The organism is Amycolatopsis sp. NPDC000009 (genome assembly GCF_055563465.1).
The window spans coordinates 362814-379442 of the sequence record NZ_JBVHDI010000004.1; the positions used below are offsets into that span (position 1 = coordinate 362814).

At 70.6% G+C, this 16629-nt stretch carries 15 protein-coding genes; 8 read left to right on the forward strand and 7 right to left on the reverse strand.

Features of this window, described 5'->3' with window-relative positions:
- Window positions 1-9: 9 nt before the first annotated feature.
- A complete protein-coding gene (locus ACZ3HL_RS15250) occupies window positions 10-963 on the reverse strand; it encodes a helix-turn-helix transcriptional regulator (protein WP_465531456.1) in 954 nt (317 codons plus the stop codon).
- 85 nt (window positions 964-1048) lie between these two features.
- On the opposite strand from ACZ3HL_RS15250, the gene ACZ3HL_RS15255 reads away from it, so the two are divergent.
- The gene (locus tag ACZ3HL_RS15255) at window positions 1049-1420 is read left to right on the forward strand and encodes a VOC family protein (RefSeq protein ID WP_465531458.1); all 372 of its coding nucleotides are present in this window, start codon (window positions 1049-1051) and stop codon (window positions 1418-1420) included.
- Here ACZ3HL_RS15255 and ACZ3HL_RS15260 read toward each other — a convergent pair.
- Entirely contained in the window at window positions 1396-1857 is a 462-nt protein-coding gene (locus ACZ3HL_RS15260) for a MarR family winged helix-turn-helix transcriptional regulator (RefSeq protein ID WP_465531460.1), read from the reverse strand. The genes ACZ3HL_RS15255 and ACZ3HL_RS15260 overlap by 25 nt on opposite strands.
- 62 nt (window positions 1858-1919) lie before the next feature.
- On the opposite strand from ACZ3HL_RS15260, the gene ACZ3HL_RS15265 reads away from it, so the two are divergent.
- Both ACZ3HL_RS15265 and ACZ3HL_RS15270 read left to right on the forward strand, forming a co-directional pair.
- Window positions 1920-2276: a MarR family transcriptional regulator gene (locus ACZ3HL_RS15265; RefSeq protein WP_465531462.1), complete on the forward strand. Its 357-nt coding sequence runs from the start codon at window positions 1920-1922 to the stop codon at window positions 2274-2276.
- 60 nt (window positions 2277-2336) lie between these two features.
- The gene (locus ACZ3HL_RS15270; RefSeq protein WP_465531464.1) at window positions 2337-3146 is read left to right on the forward strand and encodes a dioxygenase family protein; all 810 of its coding nucleotides are present in this window, start codon (window positions 2337-2339) and stop codon (window positions 3144-3146) included.
- Here ACZ3HL_RS15270 and ACZ3HL_RS15275 read toward each other — a convergent pair.
- Window positions 3143-4309, reverse strand: coding sequence for an MFS transporter (locus tag ACZ3HL_RS15275; protein ID WP_465531466.1), 1167 nt, complete (start codon window positions 4307-4309; stop codon window positions 3143-3145). The two genes, ACZ3HL_RS15270 and ACZ3HL_RS15275, sit on opposite strands and share 4 nt — an antisense overlap.
- A gap of 91 nt (window positions 4310-4400) precedes the next feature.
- On the opposite strand from ACZ3HL_RS15275, the gene ACZ3HL_RS15280 reads away from it, so the two are divergent.
- A complete protein-coding gene (locus tag ACZ3HL_RS15280; RefSeq protein ID WP_465531468.1) occupies window positions 4401-5591 on the forward strand; it encodes an ROK family transcriptional regulator in 1191 nt (396 codons plus the stop codon).
- Window positions 5592-5670: 79 nt separating this feature from the next.
- On the opposite strand, the gene ACZ3HL_RS15285 is transcribed toward ACZ3HL_RS15280, so the two are convergent.
- Both ACZ3HL_RS15285 and ACZ3HL_RS15290 read right to left on the reverse strand, forming a co-directional pair.
- Window positions 5671-8880 (reverse strand): beta strand repeat-containing protein, encoded by a 3210-nt coding sequence (locus tag ACZ3HL_RS15285; protein ID WP_465531470.1) that lies wholly within the window; start codon window positions 8878-8880, stop codon window positions 5671-5673.
- A gap of 194 nt (window positions 8881-9074) precedes the next feature.
- Window positions 9075-10082, reverse strand: coding sequence for a hypothetical protein (locus tag ACZ3HL_RS15290; RefSeq protein ID WP_465531472.1), 1008 nt, complete (start codon window positions 10080-10082; stop codon window positions 9075-9077).
- A 271-nt stretch (window positions 10083-10353) separates the two neighbouring features.
- Here ACZ3HL_RS15290 and ACZ3HL_RS15295 point away from each other — a divergent pair, with 271 nt between their 5' ends.
- The 3 genes from ACZ3HL_RS15295 to ACZ3HL_RS15305 are packed head-to-tail and all read left to right on the forward strand — an operon-like array spanning window position 10354 to window position 13369.
- Window positions 10354-11550, forward strand: coding sequence for an AI-2E family transporter (locus ACZ3HL_RS15295; RefSeq protein ID WP_465414212.1), 1197 nt, complete (start codon window positions 10354-10356; stop codon window positions 11548-11550).
- Window positions 11547-12713, forward strand: a complete 1167-nt coding sequence (gene macS, locus ACZ3HL_RS15300) for a MacS family sensor histidine kinase (protein WP_465414214.1) — start codon at window positions 11547-11549, stop codon at window positions 12711-12713. Before ACZ3HL_RS15295 ends, macS begins: the two co-directional genes overlap by 4 nt.
- Complete coding sequence (locus ACZ3HL_RS15305) at window positions 12710-13369, forward strand: response regulator (protein WP_465414216.1); 660 nt, start codon at window positions 12710-12712, stop codon at window positions 13367-13369. The genes macS and ACZ3HL_RS15305 overlap by 4 nt, the downstream gene beginning before the upstream one ends.
- A 1-nt stretch (window position 13370) precedes the next feature.
- Here ACZ3HL_RS15305 and ACZ3HL_RS15310 read toward each other — a convergent pair whose 3' ends face one another.
- Complete coding sequence (locus ACZ3HL_RS15310) at window positions 13371-14408, reverse strand: hypothetical protein (protein ID WP_465531474.1); 1038 nt, start codon at window positions 14406-14408, stop codon at window positions 13371-13373.
- Window positions 14409-14492: 84 nt separating this feature from the next.
- Between ACZ3HL_RS15310 and ACZ3HL_RS15315 the strand changes: the two genes are divergently transcribed.
- Window positions 14493-15155: a DUF1707 SHOCT-like domain-containing protein gene (locus tag ACZ3HL_RS15315; RefSeq protein ID WP_465414219.1), complete on the forward strand. Its 663-nt coding sequence runs from the start codon at window positions 14493-14495 to the stop codon at window positions 15153-15155.
- Here the strand turns inward: ACZ3HL_RS15315 and ACZ3HL_RS15320 are convergent.
- Window positions 15152-16597, reverse strand: coding sequence for an MFS transporter (locus tag ACZ3HL_RS15320; RefSeq protein ID WP_465531639.1), 1446 nt, complete (start codon window positions 16595-16597; stop codon window positions 15152-15154). The two genes, ACZ3HL_RS15315 and ACZ3HL_RS15320, sit on opposite strands and share 4 nt — an antisense overlap.
- Between the last annotated feature and the right edge of the window lie 32 nt (window positions 16598-16629).

Consider the following 16629-nt stretch of genomic DNA (forward strand, 5'->3'; position numbering starts at 1 on the left):
CACGACCGGTCAGCGCGCTCGCTCGGCCAGCCGGTCCGCCAGCGCCCTGACCAGACCCCGCAGCTCGGCCGGCCGTTCGATGACGAACGGCCGGTCGAGCGCGGCGAGCCGCGCCGGGATCCAGTCGAGCCGTTCGGCCCGGATCCGGGCGCGGACCCGGTCGCCGTCCGTTTCGAGGGTCGCCACGGACGGCGGGAAGACGGCGCGGATCTCCTCGGGCGGCGCCTGGATCCGCACGGAGACGTCGTGCCGGTACGGCGTCTCGGCCAACGCGGTCAGCACCCGCTCGGCCGGGTCGAAGTCACCGGGGGCCTCGAAGGTCCCGGGCCGCGGCTCCGCCGACTTGATCCGGTCGACGCGGAAGGTGCGCACCTCGCCGCTGGCCGAGTCGAAACCGGTCAGGTACCAGCGGCCGGAATGCGCCACGACGCCATACGGATGGACGACGCGTTCGCTCGCTCCGCCGTGTCCGGCGAGATACGCGAGCCCGACCGGATGCCTGTCCCGTACCGCCTCCGCGACGGTGAGCAGCACCGCGGCTTCGGCCGACAGGGCTTTCCTGGCCGGTGTGGTGAAGTCGGCGGTCTCCAGCAGCGCGTCCAGCCGACGGCCCAGCGCTTCGGGAAGGACCCGGCGGACCTTCGCGGCCGCGCTCTCGACGGCCGCGACCGACGTGGTGATCAGCCCGGCACGCCGCCCCGTGACCAGGCCGAGCAGGACGGCCAGCGCCTCTTCGTCGGTGAGCATCAGCGGCGGCATGCGGTAGCCGGGGGCCAGCCGGTAGCCGCCGTACCGGCCGCGCACCGAGCGGACCGGGATGTCCAGCTCGACGAGGTGTTCGGCGTAGCGGCGGACGGTGCGTTCGTCCACGTCGAGCCGCCCCGCGAGCTCGGCGACCGTGCGCGTGCCGCCGCTCTGCAGGATCTCCAGCAACGCGAGCACACGGGCGATGGGCCTGGTCACATCGCAAAGAATACCGGGCGGATTCTGCCCGGTATTGCTCCTAGCGTGGCCGGTGTCCCGCTTTCCGGCACCGAGAGGACCAGCCATGCAGTTCGTTTCCGTCCGCGTGATCACCCAGGACGTCGCCCGCCTCGCCGGCTTCTACGAAAAGGCGACCGGCCTCGCCGCGCGATGGCGTTCCGAGCAGTTCGCCGAACTCGTCGGGCCGTCGTGCACCTTGGCGATCGGCAGCGCCGAGACGATGCGACTGTTCGGCGCGGGAGCCGCGGTGCCCGAGTCGAACCGCACCGCCATCCTCGAGTTCCGCGTCGAGGACGTCGACCGGGAGTACGAGCGGCTGGCCGGCCTGGCCGAGATCGTGCAGGAGCCGACCACGATGCCGTGGGGGAACAGGTCGCTGCTGTTCCGCGACCCCGGCGAGCTCCTGGTCAACTACTTCACGCCGAGTGCCCCGTAGTTCCGGACGAACGCGGTCAGCAGCCGCGCGAACTCGCGGCGGTCGTCGTCCGTCCAGTCCGCCATCGCCTCGGCGAACACCGAGCGGCGGAATTCGTGCATACGCGTCACTTCGGCGCGGCCTGCTTCGGTGAGCACGAGGACGGCGCGGCGGCCGTCGCGCTGATCGGCTTCACGCCGGAGGAAACCGTCCTCGACCGCGCGGGCGACGAGACGGCTCGCGCGCGGCTGGTCGATGGTCAGCGCCGCCGCGAGACTGGTGACGGTCCCCGGTTCACCGCTCTCCTCGGCCGCCTCGACGGCGTCGAGCAGCCCCTGGATCGCCTGGTCCGGCATCGATTCGGCGCGGTCGCGGGCGAGTTTCGACAATGATCGCCTCGCCTGACTCCGCCGGATGGCGCTCATCGCGCGTTCCACGTCGGCCACGGCGTCCGTCATTACCCCTCCTCACCAAGTGCATGTACTTTTACATGTAGTTGTCGTCTACCCGAGGAGTATCCATGAAGCCCATCGGATTCTGGTTCGCCCACCTTCACCAGGCCCTCGAATCCTCACTGGACCACCTCCTCGCCGCCGAATCACTGACCCGCCGCCACTGGCAGGTCCTGAACACGGGAGCGTCGCCCGAGGAAGCACTGAAGCCATTCGGAGATCTCCGGGAAATCATCGCCGACCTGCGCCTTCGCGGCTGGATAGACGAGGACGGCCTGACCGAAGCAGGCCGGGAGGCACACCTCCGGCTGAAGACGGCGATCAGCGAGTTCCGTGCCCGCACGACCGAAGGCATCAGCGACGACGACTACCGGACAACGGTCGGCGTACTGGAACGCATGGCGGCGAACCTCGCCCGGGAATAAGGCGAAGCCGGGCGACGTCGTCTATCCTGGTAGTTGAAAGTTCAAACACCTGGAGCTGACATGACGCCGGTGCTCTATCTCAGCCACGGCGCGCCGCCGCTCGCCGACGACGCCACCTGGACCCGCCAGCTCGCCGGCTGGTCGGCGGACCTCGAGAGGCCGAAGGCGATCCTCGTCGTCTCGGCGCATTGGGAAGAGGCACCGCTGACCCTCGGCGCCACCACCACGGTGCCGCTGGTCTACGACTTCTGGGGTTTCCCGGATCGCTACTACCAGGTGAAATACGCCGCACCCGGCGCTCCCGAGCTCGCGGACAAGGTGCGGAAGCTCTTGCGCTCGTCCCAGACGCCGGTGCACGACGCGCCCGACCGCGGCCTCGACCACGGCGCATACGTCCCGCTCGTGGAGATGTACCCGGACGCCGACATCCCGGTGCTGCAGGTGTCCATGCCGTCGCTGGACCCGCGGGAGCTGTTCGACCTCGGCCGGAAGCTCGCGCCGCTGCGCGACGAAGGTGTGCTGATCATCGGCAGCGGCTTCTTCACCCACAACCTGAGCGCGATGCGCCAGACCGACGGCACCGACGGGGTGCCGCCGTCGTGGTCGAGCGAATTCGACCACTGGGGTGCGGAAACCCTGCACCAGGGCGACCTCGACGCGTTGCTGGACTTCCAGCACAAGGCGCCCGCCGCGGCCATCGCACACCCCCGGATCGAACACTTCGCACCGCTGTTCGTGTCACTCGGCGCCAGCTCTTCGGAAGGAAAAGGCGAGACCGCGCCGATGGGTCCTCGGCGGGAATACGTACCTCGGACCGTCATCGACGGCTACTGGTACGGCCTCGCCAAACGTTCCCTCCAGTTCGACTAACGGGATCGAAGGACACCGGCGCCCGCCACCAGGCCGAGCGCCAACAGCGTGACCACCGCGAACGACACCGTCAGCGACGTCAGGTCGGCGATCCCGCCGATCAGCGACGGCGCCACGAGACCCGACGAATAAGTGATGGTCGCGACGCCGGCGATCGACTGGCTCGGCGTCGGCCCGCTGCGTCCGGCCGCCGCGAAGGCGAGCGGCACGACGACGGAGACGCCGAGCCCGATCAGCGCGAAACCGGCCATCGCCATCACCGGATGGACGGCGAAGACGACCATCAGCCCGCCCATCGTCGCGAAGGCGCCGCCCGCGCGGACGGTGTTGACCGAGCCGAAGCGCCGCACCAGCGCGTCGCCCGAGAGCCGGGCGATCGCCATCGTGCAGGTGAACGCGGTGGTCGACGCGGCCGCGATCCCCGGCGAGGTGCCGAGCACGTCACGCAGATAGACGGCGGACCAGTCGAGGCTCGCCCCTTCGGCGAAGACGGCGCAGAACGCGACGGCGCCGATGATCACGGCCGACTTCGGCGGCAGCGCGAACCTCGGCGGCGGGTTCTCGTCCGGTGCGCTGCGGACGTCGAAGACGCCTTGGCAGACGAGGGCGCCGGCGACGGTGAGCACGGCCGACGCGATCGCGAAGTGGAGCCGGGCGTCCATCCCGGCATGCGCGGCGAGCGTGCCCGCGGCGGAGCCGACGAGCGCACCCGTGGTCCACATACCGTGCAGCCCCGACATGACCGACTTGCCCATCCGCTCCTCGACGTCGACGCCGAGGGCGTTCATCAGCACGTCGGAGGTGCCCGCCGCGGTGCCCATGACGAACAGCGCGAGGCACAGGGTGAAGAGGTTTCCCGCCAGGGACGGGAGGATCAGCGCCAGCGTCCAGTACGCGAGCAGCAGCCGAAGCCCCAGCCTGCCGCCGAGCCGGTGCCCGATCCGCGCGGCGAGCGGCATGGTGAGCGAGGCACCGATGGCGGGGAAGGCGAGCGCGAGGCCGAGCTGGCCCGCGCTGATCCCCGCGTGTTCCTGGATCCACGGGATCCGGGTGGCGAAACTGCCGGTCACCGCGCCGTGCACGGCGAAGACGGCGGCGATGGCGATCCGCGCCTGCCGCACCCGCCGCGTCGGCCCGCCGACGGTTTCCACTGTGTTGGTCACTGGGCCCCCAAGGTCCATGAGACGACTCGACGGACGTCAGCGTAAACTATCAGGAAGGGAACCTGATAATTAATTCTGGGAGGATCTGCCGGTGAGTGTCATCCGGATGCCGTCCGCCTCCCCGAGCACGGCGCGTGCCATCAACGATCGCCTCGCCCTCGACCTGCTTCACCGCGAAGGCGCACTGACCGCCGCCCAGCTCAAGACCTTGACCGGGCTTTCCCGGCCGACGGTGGCGGACCTCGTCGAACGCCTGCAGGACGCGGGGCTGATCGAGATCGTCGGCGAGGCGGGCGCGGAACGCCGCGGCCCGAACGCCAAGCTGTACGGCATCGTCGCCGAACGCGCGTACCTCGCCGGCCTCGATGTCCGCACCCACGGCGTGGCCGTCGCGGTCGCGGACCTGCTGGGCCGGACCCGGGCGGAGGCCTCGCTGCCGTTCGACCTCGACGTCGACACGGACGTGGCCGTCGAGCGGGCGATCGCCCTGCTGGAGGCGACCACCGCCGAGGCGGGCGCGACCGAGCTGCACACGGTCGCCGTCGGCGCTCCCGGTCTCGTCGACCCGGCGACCGGCGGCCTGCGGCACGCCGGGGGATTGCCCGCGTGGCACGGGAAACTCGTCGACGAACTCCGGCGACGGCTGGGTGTCCCGGTGCTGTTGGAGAACGAGGTCAACCTCGCGGCCGCCGCCGAACAGCGGCTCGGCGCGGCCCGCGACCGGGACACGTTCGTCCTGCTGTGGCTCGGTTTCGGGGTCGGCGCGGCGGTCGTCCTCGACGGTTCGCTGAGGCGGGGCGCGTCGGGCGGCGCGGGGGAGATCGGGTTCCTGCCGATGCTGGGCCCAGGCCGGCTGCCGACGGCGACCGACTGCGACGGCGGCTTCCACACCCTCGCGGGCAGCGCCGCGATCTGCGAACTCGCCCGCGCGCACGGCGTCCCGGCTTCATCGGCCGACAACGCCGAAGCGGCCGAAGCGGCTGTCGGGTACGCGATCGACGCGAACGCCGAGGAGTTTCTGGAGATAGTCGCGGAGCGGATCGCGATCGGTGCCGCCGCGGTCACCGCGGTCCTGGACCCTGGCTGTCTCGTGCTGGGCGGGGAGATCGGCCGCGCCGGCGGAGACGCGCTGGCGGCCGGGGTGAGCCGTCGGCTCTCGGAGATCTCGCCGCTGCGGACCGAGGTGCGGGCGGGCACCGTCGGTGGGAGCGCGGTGCTGGAAGGCGCGGTGCTCACCGCGATGGGCGCCGCCCAGGACGCGCTTTTCACCCCTGGGGGCTGAACGGCACACAAAACGGGCCCGGAGTCAGTGACTCCGGGCCCGCTTCGGTTCATTCAGTGGCGCTAGCCGACTGGCAGGTTCACATGGTGTGGAACTTCTTGCCGGTCAGGGTGCCGATGAAACGCTGGAACATGCTCAGCGGCGACGAGTCGACGCCCGCCAGAGCCGGGACCTGCGCGGTCGGCATCGCCGGGGTGTTGCTCACGACGGGCAGGCTGCCCGAGGTGGGCAGCTGCACCGGCAGTTCGCCCGCGGCCGGCAGGTTGCCGGCGGTGGGCAGGTTGCCCGTGGCCGGGAGCTGCACCGGCAGCTTGCTCGTGGGCAGCCCGTTGGTCAGCGCCGGGAGGGCCGGCAGCTGGGCGAGCTTGGGGGCGTCCGCACGAGCGGCGTCACCGGGCAGACCCGGGGTCTTCGGCAGAGCCGGGACACCGGGCAGGGCCGGGGTGCCGGGCAGCTCGGGCAGGTCCGACTTCGGCAGCGTCGTCGGGATGGTCTGCAGCTGCTTCAGCGCGGTCAGGCCGGCCACCTGCACGGGCAGGGTCGCCACCTGGGGACCGTCGGCGCGGGCGCCACCGATCGCCGGGGTGGACGGCATGGCGCCGGCACCGTCGAGCGCGGGGGCACCGAACGGCAGCGCGGGCAGCGCGTCGATCGGCATCTCCGAACCGACCGAGTCGGTGAAGGCGCGGGTGAACTCTTCACCGTTGATCTCGGTGAAGTCCTCGGAGTTCTCGTCCGCGATCGCCAGGATCGGGATCTCGAACTCGTTCAGCGGCACCACGAAGACCAGCGGGTGGTGGAAGTTGAAGCCCGAGAGGGCCGATCCGCTGCCGTCGGTGATGCTGTCGCCACCGGCCTGGCCGGTGATCATGCTGGTCGCTTCGGTCTCGGACACGGCACCCGCCACCGCGACGGCGTTGCCGAACACCTCGGGGTCGACCGCGGCCGGGATGTCGAGGATGTTGCCCGAGAGCGATCCGTCGAGACCCGAGGTCTCCACGTCGCCACCCGAAAGGGCGTCGACGGTGTTGGAGCCCTCGGCGTCGGCCAGACCGGCGGCCGCGACCGCGTCGTGGGTGATCGGCACGATCGGCAGCGCCTGCACGCCGATGATGTTGCCCGAAACCGCGCCTTCGTCGCCGGTGGTGGTGGCGTCGCCGCCGGCCTCCGACAGGACGTCGCTGACGCTCTCGCCCTCGGCGATGCCCGCACCGGCGATGCCGTGCCCGGTCAGCTGGCCCGTGCCACCGATCGGCGTCTGGACGATGTTGCCTGCCAGCGCGCCTTCTTCACCGTTGGCCGTGGCGTCGCCGCCTGCGGTCGAGTCGGTGAGGTTCGTGCCCTCGCCCGAGGCGATGCCACCGAGCACGGCGGCGAAGTTGTGCGCCTGGACCGGCAGGGAGACCGGACCGTAGACCAGGTTGCCCGCGCCCGCGCCACCGTCACCGGTCGCGTTGACGTCGCCACCCGCGTTGGAGGTGGTGTCACCGTCGGCGGCACCGTGGCCCTGGCCGATGAACGCGCCACCGATCCCGAACGCCTGCACCGGCAGCGAAACCGGCACGGTGCCCAGGTTGGAGCTGAGGAAGCCGTTGTCGTCGTTGGTGTTGCCACCGCCGCCGCCGGAGACGACCTTGGTCTCCTCGGCCGAGGCGGTGCTCTGACCGATGAACGAGCCGCCCACGCCGAAGACCTCGGCCGGAACCGCGGCCGGGACCTGGACGATGTTGCCCGAGCCGGACGAGTCGTTGCCCGTGGTGCCGTCGTAGGCGCCCGCGGTCACGGTCTTCGTCTCGGACGCCTCGGCGGTCGCCTGTCCGATGTGCGAGCCGGCGACGCCGAACACCTCGGGGGCCAGCGCGGCCTGGGTGTTGACGATGTTGCCGGCCAGGGTGGAGTCGTCACCCGTGGTGTGGCTGCCGTTGCCGGCGTTCGCGTCGACGGTGTTCTCGCACGAAGCGACGTTGGCGCTGCCGATGTAGGTGCCCGCGATGCAGGTCACCTCGACGGGAGCGGCCACGGCCGGGTCGACGATGTTGCCGCCGCCCGCGGAGCCTTCGCCCTCGGTGCTGACGAAGCCACCGGCGTCGACGGTGCTCGACTGGCTGGTGCCGCCTTCGGTGCCGGTGTTCGCGAGGCCGATCCAGCTGGCGGCCACGCCGCCGACGTTCGCGACGTCCGCGGTCTGCGGCACGATCGCGTTACCCGCGACGGCCGAGTCCTCACCGGAGGTCTGCACGTAGCTGGGGACGTCGGCCCAGCCCGGGGTGGTGTCACCGGCGGTGGCGTCCGCCGACGAGCTGCTGTTGGAGTTCGCGAGCGAACCCCACGCGGCGGCCGCGTTGTCGTTGACCTTCACCGGCAGCGCGATCGGCACCGCGCCGACGTTGCCGCCGAGGGCGGAGTCGTCACCGTCGGTCTCGACCCAGCCGCCGGAGGTGGCCTCGGTCTCGGCCTCGTAGCCGGAGCTGTTGGCGTTGCCGATGATCCAGGAGGCGGCGTTGCCGGTGACCTGGACCGGGGTGGCGAACTGGCCGGCCAGCACGTTGCCGGAGAGGGCGGAGCCCTCGCCGTCGGTGGTGATGTTGCCGGTCTCGGTGGTGCTCTGGCTGGCGGAACCGCCGACCACGCGGCCGGTGCCGCCGGCGAGCCCGCCGCCGTTGCCGGCGATCTGCACGGGCAGCGCCCAGTCGAGGGCCACGACGTTCCCGGCGAGGCTGGAGTCCTCACCGGTGGTCTCGACGTCCTGGTGGTGCGCCCAGGTCTGGTCGTGGGTGCCACCCTCGACCTCGGCGTCGCCGATCACGCCGATGGCGTTGTCGACGATCTGGATCGGGACGACGACGTCACCGACGACCTTGTTGCCCTTGAGGATGTCGTCCGTGGTGGTGAACCCACCACCGGTCACGCCACCGCTGACCTGGCGGGCCGAGTCCTTGGCCGCCAGCGGGGCCGGGACCGCGTTCTTGCCGGAAAGGCTGGGGAGCCCGCCGCCGATGCCGTCGGTGCTGCCGCCGGGCGACGACGCCGAGTCCAGCGCCTCCGAGACGGGCTTGGTGACGGCCTTGGTGCTGATCTCGCCCTGGTAGCCGGGGAGGTCGGCCTGGCCGAGGGGCGTGCCAACGGCGTTGTTGTCGATCTGGACGGGAACGGTGACGTTCGCGTCGAGCGGGGAGGCCGGGGTGTCGGGGTTGACCTGTTCGTCAGCCGAGGCGATGCCGGTGCCCAGCATCAACAACCCACCCGTGACCAACGCGGTCTGGAGTCCGCGCTTTGCCCAGGATTGCATGGGGTTTTTCTCCTTCATTTCGGGTTCCCTTTCGGGTTCGAGGAGGTGCCGTCCGGAGAGGCACCAAGGGGGGTGGAGCGAATGCGGGCGCACAAAAGCGCACCGCCGTTTCGCGGGGGATCAGGAGCGGACGCGAAGCCAAGCCCGGAATCGGGAGGCGTGAGGCGCGTCGGCTACCCCGCGGAGGGAGGTGTTCAGTCGGGAGTGACGCCGGGCTGCGAGCCCGGGGTGAGCGGCATGTACCGCGTGCCTGCCAGCGCGTAGCCGGTCAGGGAACGCTCGACGGCGGCGGCGACCCAGGCGGGAACGCCGTGGGTCAGGCCGTCGAGGTGACCACCGGGGGCGGAGCCGCCGGGGACAGTCGGGAAGGAAGGCGCGACGGGAAGCGGCGCCGGGGTGATCGGACGCGGGAAGTCACCATGGTGACCGTCACGCGCCGGAGCGTCCTCGACCTGATCGAAGGCACCGTGCTGCTGCACGAGGGCCGGCATCGGGAGGACGGTCTCGAGGGAACCGGGGTACTGGGTGGTCGCCAGCTGCGCGAAGTCGGTGACCTGCTCACCGGAGCCGAAGGTGTCCAGCGGCGACTCGGGGTTCACCGGGGTTTGGCCGACCGGGAGCTCCGGGACGAGGTCGCCGTGTCCGTTCGGGTCGAGGAGGTCCCAGACCTTCCGGCCGAAGTCGGGCGACGGGGCGATGGTCTCGTCCAGCACCTGGCGGGTGTCCTGCGGCTTGCGCACGATGTGCTCGACGGCGCCGAGGGTGCGCTTGACCGGGGTGACCACCGAGTCGTCCGCGAAGTCGGTGACCGCGTCGCTGACGCGCGTCGAGACCTCGTGGCGGTCGGCACGGAGGTCGCCGCAGTGGTGCTTCTTGGCACCGGACTCGTTCTCGCCGGGCATCGACCACGTGGTGGCGTCCTGCTGGCTGTCGCCGCACATCGCACCCGCGACGTCACCGGCGAACTTCGAGGCGCCGTGGGAGACGTCGGTCAGTCCCGCCGCGGTGGCGTCGGTGACCGGGGTGACGCTGGTTTCGGGAGCGGAGACCACGGGGGCGATGTCCGCGGAAGCGGAAGCGCCGGAAACGGCCCACGCGGCGGCGGAACCGGCGACGGCGCCGCCGAGCACGAACAGCGCACGCGAAGCGAGACGGCCGAAGCGCGCCGCGCCCCGCCTCTCGTTCTTCGCCGCGTTCGTCACTCGGTCTCCTGTCGCCTCGGTTCGTGGTTGCGGGACCGAGGTAAGCAAAGAGCGGAAGGCTTACGCGACTTTGAACCACCTTGATGGCACGATCGTGTGAAGAACACACGGTGTAGCCCGAAATCACGATGCGTGATCGAGGCTGGCGGAGCCTGGTTACTCCCGAGTCGACCGAAGGGCGGTGTGTCAAGCGTCGCATCGGGCGAATCCGACCCGTGCGCGTTGCCCGGAATGCTCAGGAAACGTCGCCCCGGACCGATACGGTGAGCGCGTGAGCGAGCCCCAGCGCAAACAGCCGGAATTCGACCCGGCGAATCCGTTCCTCTCCGAGTCGACCGAAGACGTCACCAACCTGGTGCCCCGCGGCCTGCGGATCGGCGCGGCGTTGTCGTGGCGCTTCATCGTGGTGATCGCCGCGCTCTACGTCATCGTGTTCCTCATCGGCTATCTGTCGGTGGTCGTGATCCCGTTGTCGATCGCGCTGCTGCTCGCCGCGCTGCTCGCGCCGGCGGTCTCCAAGCTGACGGCGCTGAGATTCCCGCGCGGGCTCGCGGCCGGGATAGTGCTGATCGCCGGCCTCGCGGTCCTCGGCGGGCTGCTGACGTTCGTCGTCGCGCAGTTCTCCTCCGGCCTGCCCGAACTGCAGAAGCAGCTGACGGAGAGCCTCAACCAGATCAAGGTCTGGCTCATCGACGGGCCGCTGCACCTGCGTCAGGAGCAGATCCAGGAGTTCATCAACCAGGCGATCAGCTTCCTGCAGAACAACCAGGCGTCGATCACCACCACCGCGCTCACCACCGCGGGCACGGTCGGCGAGATCGTCACCGGCTTCATCCTGACGCTGTTCATCCTCATCTTCTTCCTCTCCGGCGGCGACCAGATCTGGAAGTTCCTGGTCCGCGGGGTGCCGGGCCGCGTGCGGAACCGGGTCGACGTCGCCGGGCGGCGCGGCTTCGCGTCGCTGGTCAGCTACGTGCGCGCGACGGCGGCGGTGGCCGTGGTCGACGCGGTCGGCATCGGCATCGGGCTGGCGATCGTCGGGGTGCCGCTGGTGATCCCGCTGGCGACCCTGGTGTTCCTCGGCGCCTTCATCCCGATCATCGGCGCCGTGATCGCGGGCGCGGTCGCGGTGCTGATCGCGCTGGTGACGAAGGGCATCGTCGGCGCGCTGATCGTGCTGGCCATCGTCATCGGTGTCATGCAGCTGGAAAGCCACGTGCTGCAGCCGATCCTGCTCGGCCGCGCGGTGAAACTGCACCCGCTCGCCGTGGTGCTCGCGATCACCGCCGGTCTCGTCGCCGCCGGGATCGCCGGCGCGCTGCTCTCGGTGCCGCTGCTCGCGGTGCTCAACGCGGGGATCCGGTCGCTGCTGCACGAACACGATCCCGATCCGGCCGAGATCGACGTCCTGCGGGATCAGGCGGCACAACCGAACGATGCCGGGGAAGAGTCCGAAGCCAAGTCATGACCGAGACCCCGCTCTGGCGCGCGGTTTCGGCGCTCGGCACGCGGGACCCGGCCACTCCGCTGTGGCGCGGGGTGATCGTGCTCCGCGTGACGACGCTGCTCTTCGCGCTCGGCTCGTTCGTCGTCCATTACGACGGCTACGCGAACAAGTGGCTGGCGTGGACGTCGTTCGGCTTGATGACGGTGTGGACGATCGTCAGCAGCGTGTTCTACGCGCGGCCGTCGAGCCGCTGGCCGTGGCTGGTCGGTGTCGATCTCGTGCTCACCGTCGCCCTCATGTTCACGTCGGCGTGGATCCTGACCACCGCGCAGTTCGACGCCAACATCCCGCTCATCACGACGGTGTGGGCGGCGGTCCCGCCCGCGGCCGCCGGCACCCGGTTCGGCGCGGTGGGCGGGGTGCTCGCCGGGCTGGTGGTCTCGGTGGTCACCGGGCTGGTGCGCTGGCGGTTCGACGTCGACGTCGCGCGGGACGGTTTCCTGCTGACCGCGAGCGGGTTCGTGATCGGGCTCGCCGCGACCATGGCCCGCCGGTCGGCCGACGCGCTGACCAGGGCGTTGCGCATGGAGGCCGCGACGGCCGAACGGGAGCGGCTCGCCCGCTCGATCCACGACAGCGTCCTCCAGGTGCTCGCGCGGGTGCGCAAACGCGGCGCCGAATTCGGCGGGGAGGCCGCCGAGCTGGCGAAACTGGCCGGCGAGCAGGAGATCGCGCTGCGCGCGCTGGTCACCACCGAGCCGACGCATCCGAGCGAGAACGGGACCACCGATCTCCGTGCCGCGCTGCAGCTGCTCGCGACGCCGTCGGTGCAGGTCTCGACGCCCGCGGGCGAGGTCCAGCTGCCCGAGCACGTGACCTCGGAGCTGGTGGCCGTGGCGCGCGAGGCGCTGGCGAACGTCGAGAAACACGCGGGTGAAGAGGCACACGCCTGGGTGCTGCTGGAGGACCTCGGCACCGAGGTCGTCGTCAGCGTTCGCGACGACGGGCCGGGAATCGCGCCCGGTGTTTTGGAACGCGCGGCGGCCGAGGGACATCTAGGTATCGCGGAGTCCATCAAGGGGCGCGTGCGGGATCTGGGCGGAAGTGCCGCCTTGGACACCGCGCCCGGCCAGGGCACGGAATGGGAAGTCAAGGTTCCAGTCGCGGCGAGGGGAAAGCGATGACCGGTGAGGCACGGGTCTCGGTGATGGTGGTCGACGATCATCCGATGTGGCGGGACGGGGTCGCGCGCGACCTGGCCGAGCACGGTTTCGACGTGCGGGCCACCGCGCCGGACGCGCCCGCCGCGGTGCGGATCGCGCGGACGGTCCAGCCCGACGTCGTGCTGATGGACCTCAACCTCGGCGAAACCTCGGGCGTCGACGCCACCCGCGAGATCACCGCGGAACTGCCGTCGACGAAGGTCCTGGTGCTGTCCGCGAGCGGCGAGCACAGCGACGTCCTCGAAGCGGTCAAGGCCGGGGCGTCCGGCTACCTGGTGAAATCGGCTTCGGCGAGCGAGCTGGTGGACGCGGTCAAGCGGACCGCCGCGGGTGATCCGGTGTTCACCGCCGGGCTCGCCGGGCTCGTCCTCGGCGAGTACCGCCGCATGGCCGACGCGCCGGACGACGGGCCCGCGCCGCCGCGGCTGACCGAACGCGAGACCGACGTCCTGCGCCTCGTCGCGAAGGGGATGACGGCGCGGCAGATCGCCGAGAAGCTCGTGCTGTCGCATCGGACGGTGGAGAACCACGTCCAGTCGACGCTGCGGAAACTCCAGCTGCACAACCGCGTCGAGCTCGCCCGGTACGCCATCGAGCACGGGCTGGACGAGGAGTAGCTCACCCCTGCGCGATCGCCACCACCCGCTGGTTCCGCCCGGCGGGCAGCGGGGTCTTTACGACCGTCCACTGTGGCCGGTCGAGGCGCCAGTTCGCGACGACGTCGGTCGCGATCACCAGGTCGTCGCTTTCGGTCCACTCGATCGCGACCCGCTTGAGCTCGGTCGCGATCGGCATCGCGGGCGCGTGGGTCCAGGTCAGCGTGTCGAGGGCGAGCACCCAGACGTCGGCCGTCTGCGTCGCGGTCCCCGCCCAGGCCGGGTCACCGAACACCACGGCGACCTTGTAGCCGTCGCGGCTCGGCACCACCATGCCGGGCGCGCCGTCGGCCACCGGCCGCTGGACCCGGGTCCGTTGATCGTTGCGAAGATCGAGCACGGAGAACTCGGTCAGCTCGGCCAGCAGCATCCGCTCCTTGGTGATCGCCAGTACCCGGGGAAACTGGTGCAAGGCGCGGCCGGTGGCGGGATCGATCAGCACGTCCTCGGCACTCGCCGTCCCGCTGTTCACCGTGATCAGCAGCCCCTTCGGCACCTCTTGGCGCACGGCTGTCGCGCAGCTCGCCGGACGGCCACGATCGCGCTCCGCGCCGAGCAGGGAGACGTACTGGAGGCGGCAGAGGTCGTTGCCTTCGTCGCGGATCAGCCAGACGCCGCTCTCGTCGGCCGACGGGGCGACGCTGCGGGCCTTGCCCAGCTTCCACGGCTGGTTCTTGGGATCGCCGTAGACGAGCACTTCGGACGGCTCCAGGCACGACGGCCCGCAGCGGGCGGCCGACAGCACGACCGGGAACTTGCCGACGCGGAGGACGTCGTTGACCCGATCCCCGCCAGGAGCGCCCGGGAGCGGGGTGGTGGCGCCGGTGGCGGGGTCGAGCACCGACGGCGGCGACGTCGTCATGACCAGGCGGAACCCCGCGTAGTCCACCGGTAAGCCTTCGAGTTTCGACGGTGGCGGCGTGGTTGGCTCCGGCCTGTCCGCCGGCAGCTTTGCCTCGCCGCCGAAGGTGCACCCGGCCAGCATGAGGACGGCCGCCATCAGGGCGGCACAGGGGAGAAATGCGGGTCTGTTCAGGGTATTTCCCCGATCTCGCGCGTGAGAATCGGTTCTACCATTCCTGGCATGGGCGAGGAAGAGCAGCCGACGACCGAGACCAAGCCGTTGACCGGACGGGACATCCGGGTCTCCGACGCGGAGCGCGAACACGTCGTCGAGGTGCTGCAGAAGGCGATCGGTCTCGGGATGCTGAACCTCGACGAGTTCACCGAGCGGACCGATCGCGCCCTCGCCTCGAAGACCCGCGGTGAGCTGAACGCGGTGCTCACGGATCTGCCGGGCCTGGTGCACCCCGAGGCGGGGATGGTGCCGCGGCGGCAGCAGAACCCGTGGGCTCCGCCTCAGCAGCACGCCTACGCGCAGCCGTCCGGGCAGGTCATGGAGCTCAACGGCAAGTACTCGGCGTTGCAGCGCAACGGGAACTGGCTGGTTCCCGAGTCGATGGTGATCCGGAACAAGTACGGCGCCACGAAACTGGACTTCTCCCAGGCCGAGATCCGGTACCCGGTGGTGCATATCGAGCTGCAGGCCAAATGGGGTCCGGTAGAGATCACCATCCCCGAGAACGGTGCCGTCGACACCAACTCGATCACCGACATCAAGTTCGGCAACCTCGACGACCGGACGCGGTCGAACGGCCGCCCCGGCACACCCCGGTTCGTCATCACCGGGCGCGTGCACGGGGGGTCGCTGATCATCAAGTACCCGCGGCGGGGTTTCTTCGGCTAGATGTGGCGCAGGTGCCGGAGCACGAAATACGCGACCACGGCCAGCACCAGCGCGGCCAGCCCGGACACCGCGTGCATCCCGCTGGCGAACGCGTCGGGCGCGGGGACCGCGTCGGCGAGCCGTGACCGGGTGACCGCGTTGCCCAGCGTCCCGACCGTCGCGATGCCCAGCGCGTAGCCGAACTCGTTGCCGGTCTGCGAAAGCGAGGCCGCCGAACCGGCCTTCTCCGGCGGCACGGAGCCGACGACCAGATCCGTCCCCAGGGTGACCAGCGGACCACCGCACAGGCAGGTGATGGCGAAGGCGATCGACGGGATCACGGGACCCGCGCCGGCCTCGACCTGCGTCAGCAGCAGGAATCCGCAGACAGCACCCGCCAGCCCGGTGGCGATCAGCGTGGCGGGGCGGACGCGGCGGGCCAGGATCGGCGCGCCGAGGAAGCTGACGGTCGAAGCCAGCATCCCGGGCAGCAGCGCCAGCGCGGCGCCGACCGGCGAAAGCTCCAGCACGATCTGGAAGAACTGCGCGACGAAGAGCATGGTCGTGCCACCCAGCATGGTGAACGCGCACATCCCGCCGATCGCCGTCGTGAACGCGCGGGCGCGGAACAGCGTCAGGTCGATCAGCGGGTCCTGGAGGATTCGCTGGCGCCGCACGAACACCACACCGAAGCCGAGACCGATCAGGAGCGAGGCCACCGGGACCACGTGCACACCCTCGCGGGCGAGTTCCTTGATGCCGTAGACCGCGGGAAGGATCGTGACCAGCGAAAGCGCGACACTCGGCAGGTCGACCCGGCCGGCGTTCTCGTTGCGGTACTCGGGCAGCAGCTTCGGGCCGACCACGAGCAGCAGGACCATCGCGGGGACACCGAGCAGGAACACCGAACCCCACCAGAAGTGCTCCAGCATCACGCCCCCGACCATCGGCCCGACGATCGCGCCGACGGTGAAGCAGCCTGCCCAGATTCCGATCGCGAGCGAACGCTGACGGCTGTCGGTGAACAGGTTGCTGATCAGGGCGAGCGTCGACGGGGCGAGCGTCGCACCGGCGATCCCGAGGAGCGCGCGGGCGGCGATGAGCATCAGCGCGCTCGTCGAGAACGCGGCGAGCACGGAGGCCGCTCCGAACGCCGTGGCGCCGATGAGCAGCAGTTTCCGGCGGCCGATGCGGTCGCCGAGGGTGCCCATGGTGACCATGAACCCGGCGATCATGAAGCCGTAGACATCCATGATCCACAGCTGCTGAGTGCTGTCGGCGCCGAGGCTCTGGCTGAGCTTCGGCAGCGCGAGGATCAGCACGAAGACGTCGAGGGAGACCAGGAAGGTGGGGAGGGCCAGCACGGCCAGCCCGACCCATTCCCGGCGTCCAGCACCGTGAACAGGCCTGGACGCGGAGCGTCTCCGTCGAGGGCGGCGGCGGGGGCATGGATGGAGGGTCATGGTGGTCGTCATGGTCCGGTCCTTTCGTCGCT